At 59.5% G+C, this 12935-nt stretch carries 12 protein-coding genes; 4 read left to right on the top strand and 8 right to left on the bottom strand.

What is annotated here, in order from left to right:
* Positions 1-5: 5 nt before the first annotated feature.
* Positions 6-1034 carry a metal-dependent hydrolase gene (locus J3362_RS10585; RefSeq protein ID WP_349519593.1) on the bottom strand — a complete coding sequence of 343 codons (1029 nt, stop codon included), beginning with the start codon at positions 1032-1034 and terminating at the stop codon, positions 6-8.
* A gap of 62 nt (positions 1035-1096) precedes the next feature.
* Positions 1097-2347 carry a lytic murein transglycosylase gene (locus tag J3362_RS10580; RefSeq protein WP_349519591.1) on the bottom strand — a complete coding sequence of 417 codons (1251 nt, stop codon included), beginning with the start codon at positions 2345-2347 and terminating at the stop codon, positions 1097-1099.
* Positions 2348-2575: 228 nt separating this feature from the next.
* On the opposite strand from J3362_RS10580, the gene J3362_RS10575 reads away from it, so the two are divergent.
* Positions 2576-3451 carry a response regulator gene (locus tag J3362_RS10575; RefSeq protein ID WP_349519590.1) on the top strand — a complete coding sequence of 292 codons (876 nt, stop codon included), beginning with the start codon at positions 2576-2578 and terminating at the stop codon, positions 3449-3451.
* On the opposite strand, the gene phoR is transcribed toward J3362_RS10575, so the two are convergent.
* From phoR to J3362_RS10550, 5 genes are all read right to left on the bottom strand, one after another.
* On the bottom strand, positions 3448-4767 hold the full coding sequence (phoR, locus tag J3362_RS10570) for a phosphate regulon sensor histidine kinase PhoR (RefSeq protein WP_349519588.1): 1320 nt from the start codon (positions 4765-4767) through the stop codon (positions 3448-3450). The genes J3362_RS10575 and phoR overlap by 4 nt on opposite strands.
* A gap of 53 nt (positions 4768-4820) precedes the next feature.
* Entirely contained in the window at positions 4821-5513 is a 693-nt protein-coding gene (phoB, locus tag J3362_RS10565) for a phosphate regulon transcriptional regulator PhoB (RefSeq protein ID WP_008173539.1), read from the bottom strand.
* A gap of 76 nt (positions 5514-5589) precedes the next feature.
* On the bottom strand, positions 5590-6477 hold the full coding sequence (gene ubiA, locus J3362_RS10560; protein ID WP_349519585.1) for a 4-hydroxybenzoate octaprenyltransferase: 888 nt from the start codon (positions 6475-6477) through the stop codon (positions 5590-5592).
* 69 nt (positions 6478-6546) lie between these two features.
* Positions 6547-7110 (bottom strand): chorismate--pyruvate lyase family protein, encoded by a 564-nt coding sequence (locus J3362_RS10555; RefSeq protein ID WP_349520922.1) that lies wholly within the window; start codon positions 7108-7110, stop codon positions 6547-6549.
* Positions 7091-7648 carry a hypoxanthine-guanine phosphoribosyltransferase gene (locus J3362_RS10550; RefSeq protein ID WP_008173534.1) on the bottom strand — a complete coding sequence of 186 codons (558 nt, stop codon included), beginning with the start codon at positions 7646-7648 and terminating at the stop codon, positions 7091-7093. Before J3362_RS10550 ends, J3362_RS10555 begins: the two co-directional genes overlap by 20 nt.
* Before the next feature lie 264 nt (positions 7649-7912).
* Here J3362_RS10550 and rd point away from each other — a divergent pair, with 264 nt between their 5' ends.
* The 3 genes from rd (at position 7913) to tesB (ending at position 10285) form a co-directional block, all read left to right on the top strand.
* A complete protein-coding gene (gene rd / locus J3362_RS10545; protein ID WP_286221021.1) occupies positions 7913-8080 on the top strand; it encodes a rubredoxin in 168 nt (55 codons plus the stop codon).
* A gap of 58 nt (positions 8081-8138) precedes the next feature.
* Positions 8139-9293 carry an FAD-dependent oxidoreductase gene (locus tag J3362_RS10540; protein WP_349519582.1) on the top strand — a complete coding sequence of 385 codons (1155 nt, stop codon included), beginning with the start codon at positions 8139-8141 and terminating at the stop codon, positions 9291-9293.
* 134 nt (positions 9294-9427) lie between these two features.
* Positions 9428-10285: an acyl-CoA thioesterase II gene (tesB, locus tag J3362_RS10535; protein ID WP_053113187.1), complete on the top strand. Its 858-nt coding sequence runs from the start codon at positions 9428-9430 to the stop codon at positions 10283-10285.
* 4 nt (positions 10286-10289) lie between these two features.
* Here the strand turns inward: tesB and J3362_RS10530 are convergent, their stop codons facing one another.
* Positions 10290-12869 (bottom strand): EAL domain-containing protein, encoded by a 2580-nt coding sequence (locus tag J3362_RS10530; RefSeq protein ID WP_349519580.1) that lies wholly within the window; start codon positions 12867-12869, stop codon positions 10290-10292.
* Positions 12870-12935: the final 66 nt, after the last annotated feature.

Here is a 12935-nt window from a genome sequence, read left to right as displayed (position 1 = left end):
GGTATTCAGCAGCGTTGTCCTGGTGCCGGGGAGCTCAGACTGGCCAGGCAGAGCACCGGCGTTTCGCCAATCATCCGGGACCAGAGCAGCCCCAGGGCTTCGGAGCTTACGGGTGGGCGTGGGGTCCGAAAGCTCGCTGTGGGGTCGATGCCGCTGCCATTGCGGGTCGCCAGAACAAAGGTAAACGGGTGCGCGCCTGGAATGCCCAGCCGGATATCGGTGGCCGTGATGCGGTCGCCGGCCTGGTTGTAATCCAGGAAGCCCCGGGTGAACCATTCAAGACGCTGGACCTCGGGCAGGTCCGAGACTTCGCTCGCCAGCTCCGGGCGGCGTGGAAAGTATTCAAGATGCAGAGGCGTGTCACCATCCAGAAAGCCGGTGACAATTTCTACCCGCTGATCACCCTGCAGAGCCGTCGCCCGCCACAACAGGGTGTTGAATGGCATGGGCTGAACCAGCAGGTCAGGGTTTTCCAGGCCGGCTGCCGCAAGCGCGGGTTGTACTCGCTGTGTCATCACTTGCTGGGCGAGAACACTCCAGCCCAGGTACAGGGTGGACACTGCCAATCCTGCAATTATCGCTGTTTTGGCGGGCGGCCGGGCGAGAAAAAACAGGCACCCGGCCAGCAGGGGCAGGGTGTATAGCGGGTCGATGATAAAAATGCTGCTGACGGCTACGGGTGGCCCGATGGGCCAGAACAGCTGGGTGCCATAGGTTGTGAAGGCATCCAGCAAAGGATGGGTAATCAGGATCAACCCCGTCAGGGCGAGCCACCGCTGAAAACTCAGTTGTGGTTTCCAGCGCCAGAGCAGCCAGGCAAGGGCCACCGCAAGAGGGGCCAGAACGAACAACGAATGGCTGAATCCACGGTGTTGGGTGAAATTGGCCACTGCGGTGCCGTAATCGATGACGACATCCAGATCTGGCAGGGTGCCCAGAACTGCGCCTGTCAGCAAAACCGAGCGGCCAAGAGTCTTGCCGGCTACGGCGCCGGCCAGGGAGGCGCCCAGGGCGGCCTGGGTGAGTGAATCCATGTCAGATCAGTCTCGCATCAAAACGGTGTCCTGCAGTAGTAGGCCGCCGACTCCCCGGCGGATCACTGTCCTGCAGGTATTTCCAGCGCCGCCAGCACCGATTCACCGGGGTAGCCATCAGCCACCAGGTTGTTGGCAGCCTGGAACTGACGGATGGCAGACCGCGTTGCCGGGCCCATGATGCCATCGGGGTTACCTGGCTCATACCCCCGTTGCTGCAGGGCTTTCTGGAGGTTGATGATGTTGGCGCGGGACAGCGCCGGCGCGTCTTCGGGCGGCGGATTTTGCAATTTGCCCGCACCGGCAATCCGGTCAGCCAGATGACCAACCGCAATGGCGTAGAACTCGGAACGGTTCCAGCCCATGATCACGCGGAAGTTGTGATAGGCAAGAAACGCAGGCCCGCGGTGTCCTGCCGGCACCACGAGGGTGGCATTAATCGGTTCGCGGGCCAGTGGCTTGCCGAAGGCATCCGTAATGCCCATTTCTCGCCACTGCGCCAGCGGCAGACGACGCCCGTCCGCAAGGGAATAGTCGAAATTCTCGGGTAACAGGACCTCGCGGCCCCAACGGTAGTCGCCGTCCCAGTTCATGGATTCGAGAAACCGGCCCGCAGACATCATGGCATCCGGCAGGCTGTTCCACAGATCCCTGCGGCCATCACCATCGGCATCCACCGCGTGTTTCAGGAAAACGGTTGGCATGAACTGAACGTGGCCCATAGCGCCGGCCCAGGAGCCTTCCATCTGGTCAGCCGGTATGGCGCCCTCATCAATGATGCGCAGGGCCGCGATCAGCTGCTCGGTAAAGAAGGTGCTGCGGCGGGGATCGCAGGCCAGGGTTGTCAGGGAGCTGGGTACCGGCATCTTGCCGAAATAGCTGCCAAAATTGGTTTCCAGGCCCCAGAAGGCCACCAGATAAGGTGCGGGCACGCCGGTTTCCCGGGTGACTCTGGCCAGCAGCTCCTGGTGTTCCTGCAACAGTTCGCGGCCGGTGTTGACCCGGGCATCGTTAACCCGCCGATTCAGGTAGTCGGCAAAGGTCGTGGTGAATTCCGGTTGCCGCCGGTCCAGCTCAATCACCCGTGCCAGATGCTGAACCCCGGACATCACCTCGCTGGCGGTCTTGCTGCTGACCCCGGCGGCAATGGCCTGTTCCTGAAGCCGGGCCTTGCATTCGGCAAATCCCGTCGGCTCAACCTCAGCGTTGTCCTGGGCAATGGCGGGCAGTGACAGACATGACAGAAAACCGGAAAACAATAAGCCGCGAGTAACGCCGCCCTGGCGAAGAATCCTTGCAGGTTTGGTCAGCACACAAAACCTCTATCAGGCTGATGATCGTGGAATATCCTGAGCCCATGTTAGCGCGTTTTCCAGCCGGAGAAACACTGTCCTGGTCCCCGTGGAGTGACAATTCTTTAACCTGACGGTTCCCGAAAAACAGCGATTGTGGTCTTTTTGTTGCCGGCAGGTTTCTGGCGCAGGTCTTTGTTCTATAGTTGCACCATAGAACCGGGTTGTGGATAGGGGAAGGTCTGAACTATGGCAATGCTGAAAGCGCTGGTGGTGGATGATGCCAGCTTTGTACGTGATCTGGTCAAACGAACCGTGCGCCAGCGTTTTCCGGTCATCGAGACTACCGACGCCCAGAACGGCCGGCGAGCCCAGTCACTGATGTCGCGGACCGCATTTGACCTGATCCTGTGCGACTGGGAGATGCCTGAGATGTCCGGCTTGGAGTTGTTGCAGTGGATGCGCCAGCAGCCCCAGTACGAAAACGTGCCTTTTATCATGATCACCAGCCGGGGCGACAAGGATCACGTGATCGAAGCGGTCAAAGGCGGCGTTTCCGAATACCTTGGCAAACCGTTCAGCCCCGAGGGGTTGAGCAAGAAAATCATCAAGGTGATGGGCCGTAAACTGAAAGATGCCATGGACCGGAGCGGCAAATCCATGGCCAGCCCTGCCGATGCCTTCAAGGAGTCGGCCAACCTGCTGACCCGCAAGCCCGAAGCCGCGGCGGAGGTTTCCGCCGCGCCACCGCCCTCTTCCCCCCGGCCCGAGCCTTCGGCACCGACGAGGCAGACCTCGGCCCGGGCGCCCATGAGCCTGGCCTCGGTACGCTTCGCCGAGAGCACCCTGAAATCGGTGGTCAAGGATATTAATCTGACGGAGGTGCGGGTGATCGCGAAGCGGGACCAGGTATTCCCGGGGATTCTCGACCAGGCGGTGGTGGACATCGAGATCGCCGAGGGCCAGATGGCGAGGCTGAACGGCTACGTGCACCAGTTGCAGGCGGTGGACAAACGCCAGGACACGGACTTTGTCAGCGTGACCATTCGTTTTGTCGATGAAGATCCGAAAAAGCTGGAGGACCTGTCGAGGTTTGTCGCCCGCTTCCGCGCGGGTATGCGCTAGCTCTCTACCTTCTCGGGGATCCGCTCGACCAGTCGCTCCCGCGGGAAATGACAGATAAATTCACTGCCCTCGCCAATCCGGCTGCGAATCTCCAGATTGCCATCGTGGTTGAGCAACACGTGTTTGACGATTGCCAGGCCAAGACCGGTGCCGCCGGTGTCCTTGTGACGGCTGGGGTCGGCCCGATAGAAGCGTTCCGTCAGACGGGGGATATGGACCGGGTCGATACCGATTCCAGTATCCTTGACTGACAGGTGTGCGCCTTCCCGGTTGGTGGACCAGGACACGATAATCTGGCCATTTGCAGGGGTGTACTTCACCGCATTGAATATCAGGTTCGAGAAAGCGCTGCGCAGCTGGCTTTCATCGCCTTTCAGCAGGCGATGGTCGCCGATATGCACGGTAATCTCGTGCTGTTTTTCGCCGCTGAGCGCCCGGGCGTCATGACAGATCTGGGTTAGCAAGTGGTCCACGTCCGTGAGGGTGTCGTTAACCGTTTGCTCCCCGGTTTCAATTCGTGAGAGCAGGATCAAGTCGGTAATCAGGGCTTCCATCCGGGATGACTGGGCGGCCATGGTGTTAATGGCCCGGCGCCACTTCGGCGGCAAGTCGGCGGCATTGTCCACCAGGGTTTCGAGGTAGCCACTAATGACCGTGAGGGGCGTGCGCATCTCGTGGGACACATTGCCGACAAAGTCACGGCGCATCTGCTCGAGCTGGTACAGCCGTGTTACGTCCTTGGCGACGATCAGACGGTCGTCGTCACCAAAGAGGCTGATCTGGATCTGAAGGTGAATATGAGGTCTGGCCGGCGAATGTATCTCCAGGGGATCGCGGTAATCCCGTGAATCGAAGTAGGTCTTGAACGCCGGCGTGCGGATCAGGTTATGGATGTACTGGCCCTGGTCGGTGTTGCGCCGGAAACCCAGCAGATACTCGGCGGAGCCGTTCCACCATTCCATGGCACCGCGGGAGTCGGTCATGATCACGCCATCACGCATGGCGTTGGTGGATTCCTGAACCCGATTGATCTGGGCTCTCAACCGGTCCTGGGTTCTCAGGTGGTTCTGGTGCAGTTTGTGGAGGTTGTCGAAAATATCGCCCCACAGGCCGATGCTCTGGGGGGCTTCGTCGGTGGCGCTGGGGTTGGAAAGCCACTGGTAGAGGCGCCGGGCCTGAAGCAGCGTCCACCACAGATAGACGATTAGCCCGAGGGTAAGGCCGTAGACGGGCTCACCGAAATAGAGGCCAACCAGGGTGGAGCCAATCAGGCCACCGATAATGTAGCGCAGGTATCGTGACCAGTTGTGTTGCATCAAAAACTGCCTTGTGTCCTTTCCGGGGCTGATGCTCAGCTGGCCGGAGTTACTTACGCGGCTCTGGTCGAGAAGCGGTAACCGGTTCCCCGCACGGTCTGGATCAGGTGGTCGTACTGGTCGCCAAGTGCCTTGCGGAGCCTGCGGATATGCACATCCACAGTCCGTTCCTCGACATAGACATTGCCCCCCCAGACCTGGTCCAGGAGCTGGGAGCGAGTATATACCCGTTCCTGGTGCGTCATGAAGAACTGAAGCAGTCGGTATTCTGTCGGGCCCATGGTAAGAGCGCCATCCTGGGTGGTGACCCGATGCCCGACCGGGTCCAGCGTCAGGCCTTCCACTTCAATCGGGCTGTCTACGCCAGGCGGCGTCGCACGCCGAAGTACGGCTTTCAGGCGGGCGACCAGTTCCCGGGGGCTGAACGGTTTGGTGATGTAATCGTCGGCACCAACTTCCAGGCCCTGGATCTTGTTGTCTTCCTCGACCTTGGCGGTGAGCATGATGATGGGAATGTCGGCGGTCGCTTCTTCTTTCTTGAGGCGACGTGCCAGTTCCACGCCGCTGGTGCCGGGCAGCATCCAGTCGAGGAGTACGAGATCCGGGTGTTTGTCGACAATCAGGGCATGGGCTTCCCGGGCGTCCGCTGCCTCCAGATAGTCATAATCCGCCATTTCGAGGGCCACCGCGATCATCTCGCGGATCGGGGCCTCGTCATCGACGATCAGGACAGTTTTTCCAGTCATGAGCTTTAACCTGTGTCAGACCTTGATTTGTTGCTGCCCCATTACAGCGCCCAAGTGTTACAAGTATATGACAGGTTCAGCCAATGATGAGATCAATTACCAGGCCTGCAAAAACCGCAAAACCGGCCCAGTTGTTATTCAGAAACGCCTTGAAGCAGTCGTCCCGTTCACGTTCCCGCGCCAGGTACTGGTGGTAAATGAACAGGCAGGCCATGACCACGACGCCCAGGTAGTAGAACGTGCCCAGCTCCGTACGGTGGCCCACCATGATCAGAATCAGTACCACCATGGCCTGCAGCATGCCAATGATCGCTTTGTCGGCTTCTCCGAACAGGATGGCCGTGGACTTGATCCCAACTTTCAGATCGTCATCCCGATCCACCATGGCATAAAGGGTGTCGTAGGCAACGGTCCAGAGTACGTTGGCAGTGAACAGGAGCCAGGTGAGCTGGCTCAGTTCGCCTGCCTCCGCTGCCCAGGCCATGGGGATGGCCCAGGAAAACGCGGCTCCTAGAAACAGCTGGGGCAGGTGGGTGTAACGCTTCATGAAGGGGTAAATGAACGCCAGCAGGGCACCGCCGAACGACAGATACAGGGTCAGCGGGTTGGTGAACAGAACCACCATCAGGAAGGAAACCAGGCACAATCCCGCGAACAGCGCCACCGCTTCCCAGGGTTTTACCCGGCCCGCGGTCAGTGGCCGGTCCTTGGTGCGTTTTACGTGCTTGTCCCAGTCCCGGTCAGCGAAATCGTTGATCGCGCAGCCGGCCGCCCGCATGAAGAACACGCCCAGGGTGAAAATGATGACATTAGCCAACGCGGGGCTGCCGTCACCGGCCAGCCACAGGGCCCAGTAGGTCGGCCAGAGCAGGAGCAGAGTTCCGATCGGGCGGTCGATTCTGAGCAGGCTGGCATAATCGGCCAGCCGGCGCTGGATAGGTTCTGGCACAGCGTCAGGCAGCATGGCGTGCGTCCGTCTGGTGTTCTGAGAATTGAATGAGTGCAGGGATTATAGCCAGTGGCGGGAGGCCGGTTAAAGCGCGTTCCGCTGAAACAGGGCTGGCAGCAGGTACTCGCCAACCAGCAGGGAGCTGTTGTGGCCACTGAACAGGGAGCGCCGGGCCAGTTCCGGCTGGCCTGGCATTGCCGGTTTACAGAGCCCGGTTTCCAGTGGGCCCCGTTGCCAGTGGGGGCTGGTGAACAGGTAGGCACCCAGCGGCCGGTTGCCCAGGTGAAGCAGCCGGCGCCCCTCGCCCTCCAGGCATTTCAAGGGAATGACCGTCCTGGCCAATACCCAGGGTTGGTTGTCGCCGCACAGGCTGACTTCCCGTATCCAGGCGTGTTGACGGTGGGGAATGCGCAGGCGCCCGGCCTCTTCCTGTGTCGGCGTTGCAAAGCCCTCCCGGCGGACCTCCACGTGAAAGGAATGGCTGCACTGTTTCTGCAGCGCCCTTGTAAACGAGCCCTCTACCTGCAGCCAATAGCGGGCAGGCCCGTGAACCTCCGGGTTAAGAAGGCCGGCGGCCGTCAGCGATTGGTACCAGTCCGTCGGGGGTATGGTCAGGTGACTGTCGATGTCAGAGACCCTTGACTGCATAGATGCCGGGGGCATTGCGCCAGTAGCCTTTGTAGTCCATGCCGTAACCGAACAGGAAGCGGTCTTCCACTTCCAGGCCGGTGAAATCGGCCTTCAGATCCGGGCGCGCTTTCCGGTCATGTTGCTTGTCGACCAGAACGGCCGTCAGTACCTCACTGGCACCGTGAGCGCGGCAGTAGTCGGCGATGGCGCACAGGGTCGTCCCCTCATCCAGAATGTCATCGATAATCAGGATGGTACGGCCATGCATATCGGCTTCGGGTTGCAGTTTCCACTCGAGAATGCCGCCGGTAGTTTCCTGACGGTAGCGGGTGGCATGCAGGTATTCGGCCTGGACCGGAAACCGGAGCCGGGGTAGCAGTTGTCCGGTCAGGATCAGCCCGCCGTTCATTACGCAGAATAACAGGGGGTTACTGTCTTTCAGGCGGGCGGTAATATCGTCGGCCAGGTTGCCGATTGCAGTCTGTACCTGCTGTTCATCCACCAGGCAGTCGGCTTCGGCCATAACCTGGTTCATTTCGGCGACGGTATCGGTCATAACGGTCGGTCCTGTCGTAAAACGGGCGATTATACCGGAGAGGGCCTGCAGAAGGGAGGGGCCGCCCCGGTTGTCAGATCTGTATTTGTGGCTATTGGCAGAAATCCCCTGACCGGACCGTCGGCATTGGCATTGGTCAATACCGGGGCGATGGGTATGATGGCCTGATTCGACAGTTGTTCGTATCTGTTAACTGAATAAAACACTTGCGTGTAATATTGTCTGACAATTATTATTGCGCCCGTCTGATGTTGGGAGAACGTTATGAAGAAGTGGCAGTGTGTGGTTTGTGGTCTGATTTACGATGAAGCCGAAGGCTGGCCCGAGGACGGCATTGAGCCGGGCACCACGTGGGAAGACGTACCGGAAGACTGGGTGTGCCCGGATTGCGGTGTCGGCAAGGAAGATTTTGAAATGATCGAGATCGGTTGATATTACCCTGCACGGCCGGTGAAACCCGCCAAGGTGAGTTAAATACAGGAACACGGTTATGACTGAACAGGCCCCCATCATTATTATCGGTACCGGGTTATCCGGTTATTCCCTGGCGCGGGAAATCCGTAAGCAGGACAAGGAGACCCCGGTTCTGATGGTTACCGCCGACGATGGCGTGAGCTACTCCAAGCCCATGTTGTCCACCGGCTTTACCAAGGGGAAGGACGCCGATGGCCTGGCTCAGGGCGGTACCGACGCCATGGCGGAGCAGCTCAATGTCGGGATTCGCACATTTGCCACGGTCACCGGCATTGATACCGAAGCCCACGAACTGATTCTCGGTGATGAACGACTTGCCTACAGCAAGCTGGTTCTGGCCTGGGGCGCCGATGTGATCCGGCTTGGCCTGGACGGTGATGGCCAGGAGCATGTGTTTTCGATCAATGACCTGATGGATTACCGCGCCTTTCGGGACGCCCTGGGCGACGGCAAACGGGTGGCGATCATGGGTGCTGGTCTGATTGGTTGTGAGTTCGCCAACGACCTGCGCAATGGCGGTTACGAGGTTGAGGTGATTGCCCCTTCCGAGGAGGTTATGCCAGGACTGCTGCCGGAGGCGGCCGCCCATGCCGTCCAGCAGGAGCTGGAGAATCTGGGGGTAGGGTTTCATCTCGGAACCGTGGTTGATCGGATCAATCGCAGGGGTGACGGGGTCAGTCTGACCCTGGCCAATGGCCAGACGCTGGAAGCTGATCTGGTACTGTCCGCTGTGGGCCTGCGCCCGAGGACCGATCTGGCCCTGACTGCCGGGCTGGAGACGGCCAGAGGCATCGTAGTGAATCGCGCGCTCGAGACCTCCGCACCGGATGTCTACGCACTCGGTGATTGCGCCGAAGTCGACGGTCACGTGCTGCTTTATGTCCTGCCGCTGATGGCCTGTTCCCGGGCGCTTGCAAAAACCTTGCTCGGTGAGCGCACCGAGGTGAGCTATGGAACTATGCCGGTGATGATCAAGACGCCCTGCTGCCCGACCGCCGTCTGTCCACCACCGTCGGAAGCCGAGGGCAACTGGGAAGTTGAGCAGGATGGCACCAGCGTCAAGGCGCTGTTCAAGAGCGCCGGGGGCGATGTACTGGGGTTTGCGGTAACCGGCAGCTATGCCATGGAGAAACAGGCCCTGTCCAAGGAAGTGCCTCCGATACACGGCTGATTAGCCCGAGTCCAATCCGCAGCCCCGATACCACGGGGCTGCTTTCTCTTGGCCGGCGACGGCTTTTCATTGCGAAATTTCGCCGCTTGCGGTAGAAAACTCCTTCGTGTGCTAACGAAATCACAGGAGCAGGCATGCTTGAGGTAACCAAGAAACTGGTGGAGTTGCTGGATCTCTCGCCCATCGGTGACGACCATTTCCAGGGGGACAGCGAGGATCTGGGCTTTCCAAACGTGTTTGGCGGGCAGGTTCTTGGTCAGGCGCTGATGGCGGCCAGCCGAACTGTTGAAGGTCGCCTTTGCCACTCCCTTCATGCCTACTTTTTGCGCCCCGGCAATCAGGACATGCCCATCGACTACGAGGTCCAGCGGGTCCGTGATGGTGGCAGTTTCTCGGTACGTCGGGTGATTGCCCGCCAGGACGGCAAGGAAATCCTGACCGGTTCCATGTCGTTCCAGGTAGCCGAGGAAGGGTTCGAGCATCAGCTGACCATGCCGGATGCGCCGGACCCGGAAACACTTCGCTCGGAACAGGAATGGGGCGAACTGCTCGCACCCCAGGTACCCGAGAAGATGCGCCCGATTCTGACCCGGGACCGCCCGATCGAGATCCGCCCGGTGAACCCGGTCAATCCCCTGAAACCGGAGAAGCGGCCGCCCCACAAGCAGAGCTGGTTCCGGGCCCAGGGGCATCTGCCAGACGATCCCGTGCTTCACCGTTGCCTGCTCACTTACGCATCGGATTTCCAGTTCCTCGGGACGTCCCTGAACCCGCACGGCCTGACATTCATGAGCAAGGGGCTGCAGGTGGCCAGCCTTGATCACTCGATCTGGTTCCACCGGGATTTCCGCATGGACGAATGGCTGTTGTACGACAAGGACAGCCCCAGCGCTTCGGCCGGACGGGGATTCAATCGGGGTAATTTCTTCAATCAGGACGGTGTGCTGGTGGCATCCACTACCCAGGAAGCACTGATTCGTCAGAGGTCCTAGCCGGCTAGCCCAGTTTGCGATGGTCCGGCTGCTGGTGATTTTGATCCAGCCAAGTCATCAGTTCATCGAAGGGCAGTGGCGGTGTCAGCAGGTAGCCCTGGATCATGTCGCAGCCCATGTCTCTGAGCAGATTGGCGGTGAGGTCATCTTCCACGCCTTCTGCCACCACCTGATAGCCGAGGCTGTGGCACATGTCGATGGTGGTCTGCACGATCACACGATCTTCCGCCTCGGTTGTCAGCTCGGTGACCAGGGAACGGTCGATCTTGATCTCGCTCGCGGGCAGCTGCTTGATGTAGGACAGTGAGGAATAGCCGGACCCGAAGTCATCGATCGACACCGGGATGCCTGTGGCGCTCAGGGAATTCAGTGCCCGCAGGGAGTTCGCCGGGTCCTGCATCATGGACGTTTCCGTCACCTCAAAGATGATGCTGCCCTGGTGACTGTGATAACTGTTCATCAGACGCTGGACAAAGATGGGAAAGTCCGGCTCCCGCAGGTTATTGGGCGAAATATTGATGGATACGTTCAGGGGCCAGCCCCGCTCGAGCAGCCGTGAGCGTAATTCCAGTGATTGCTCAATCACCCATCGGGTCAGTGGCTTGATCAGCCCGGTCTGCTCCGCAAGGATGACGATCTCGTCAGCGCGGATGGGTTTTGCCCTGCCGGGCCACCGAATCAGAACCTCAATCCCGACGATACGGCCTGTTTTCAGGCTCTGCTTAGGCTGCATAAACAGAGCAAGCTCGTTGGTGTTAAGCGCATGTCGCAGCTCGGACACCATGGTCAGCCGGTCGGCGCTGTAGGAGTCTTTCTTGGACTTGTAATAGGCAATACCCCGCTCCCGGGCAGAATCCGAACCTTCGGCGATCACCGCCCGGCGTATCAGGGTGTTGGCATCAGTGCCGTGCTCAGGGAAGATCGCTACTCCCAATCTTGGGTCCAGGGGAATCTGCATGCCCAGATAGTCAATCGGATAGCGAATGCCCTCCAGTGACTTGAGAATTGCGCGTGGAACGGAGCCCGTGGCATCGGCATCGACAACAAACGCGAATGTCTGCGGATCCAGCGATGCGAGGTAGAAATTGCGCTGATCACTCTGCTCAATCGGCAAGGCGCCTGGGAGCTCCCGCGCCACGGCATTGTAGTGCTTGGATGCCAGCGCCAGAATCCGGTCGCTGTTGCGATGTCCCAGCGTCTTGGTAACCGACTGCAGGTTATTCAGGTGGATGACGGCAACGCCGTAACGTCGCTCGGGGCTGCGCAGCATCAGGTCGTTCAGCATCATTTCCAGGCTGCTCCGATTGGGGAGGCCGGTGAGTGGATTGTGCAGCGCATGATCCATCAATTTCAGCTCCGCTGACCGTCGTGCTGCCAGAGCATTCAGTTCGGCTTCCCGTGCGTCAACCTTGTCTTGCCGTTCCTGATAGAGCCGCGCCGCCAACGCCAGCGTGAGCAGAATGGCCTCCAGTGCCGAGCCGATCTGCATGCCGTAGGTGGTGACAAAGTTATTGGGCAATATGCCGTACTTATTGGCCGCGGTTATGGCGCTGCCCAACGTCAGTGCCGCCCAGGCCACCGTGTAGTAACCTGCCTGTGGATTTCCTTTCCACCATTGCACCGGCCCCAGAACGGTTAGCAACAGGCAGCTGGGTATTGCCAGGGCCACGGTCAGTCGGCTACCGGTGCTGTAGTCGACGAAGAAGGTCATCAACGCAACGGTTGCATTCAAGGATATTGCGAAAACCACCAGCCGGTTGAGCGTTGGGCCGGTTTCCCGCAGCTTCAGGAACGAGCGCGAGAACAGCAGGGTAAACAGAACCGCTAGAGGCACTGCCACCAACATGATCTGGTTCTGGATGCCGGGGTTTTGCGGCCACAGGAACTGGTAGGTGGCGCCGTTTAACGTGCCGATGAGCAGAAGGTAACCCAACGTCGATAGAACGTAGAGCAGATAAACCGGTTCCCGCAGCGCGGCAAAGATAAACAGGTTAAAGAAGATGACTGTGATCAGGATGCCGTAGTAGACCGCATGCATCTGGTCCTCGGTGGAGGAATGCTCGAAGAACGCCCGGGCGTTCCAGAGCCTTATCGGAATCTGCATGGCGCCCTCTGTACGCACCTCCAGCAAAATCTCGTACTCGCTGGCAATGCTCTGTTCGAAGGGGAACAGGAAATGCCGGTGCAGAATGGGGCGTTGATCGAACGGAACGTGATCTCCAGTCACCACGCGCCTTGCGATTCGGCCATTCTCAAGCAGGTGGAAGGCAAGCTTGTCCAGTTGTGAGTAGCGAACTTCAAGAAGATTGATGCTCTCAGGGTGCGACACCGGGAACCGGAGCCAGACGGTATCGCGAATGTAACCAAAATTGGGGCTTTCCTCCTCCAGGGTTTGCCAATCGCCGGATGCCAGGGCCTCACTGGCCGAGAGGTTGTCATCAGGCGCGGCGCGCAGATACTCGATCTGCGGGACATAGGAAGCCTCGGCCCCGAACGAGGGGGCGGCCAGGCCCGATAACAGCAAAAGCGTTATCAGCAAACGAAGCCAGAGAGTGGATGCCACGTCGTACCGCTTACTTGTCATTGTCTTCAGGAGTATGGCGTGTCGCCTTTGGCGCCTCAAGTCGCTGTCGGACCCTGTTTGGCAAAT

Origin of the sequence: Marinobacter sp. NFXS11, from assembly GCF_040148675.1 — a bacterium.
Lineage (GTDB): Bacteria > Pseudomonadota > Gammaproteobacteria > Pseudomonadales > Oleiphilaceae > Marinobacter.
The sequence above is the reverse complement of the archived record's forward strand: the minus strand, read 5'-3'. Positions and strand labels throughout refer to the sequence as shown.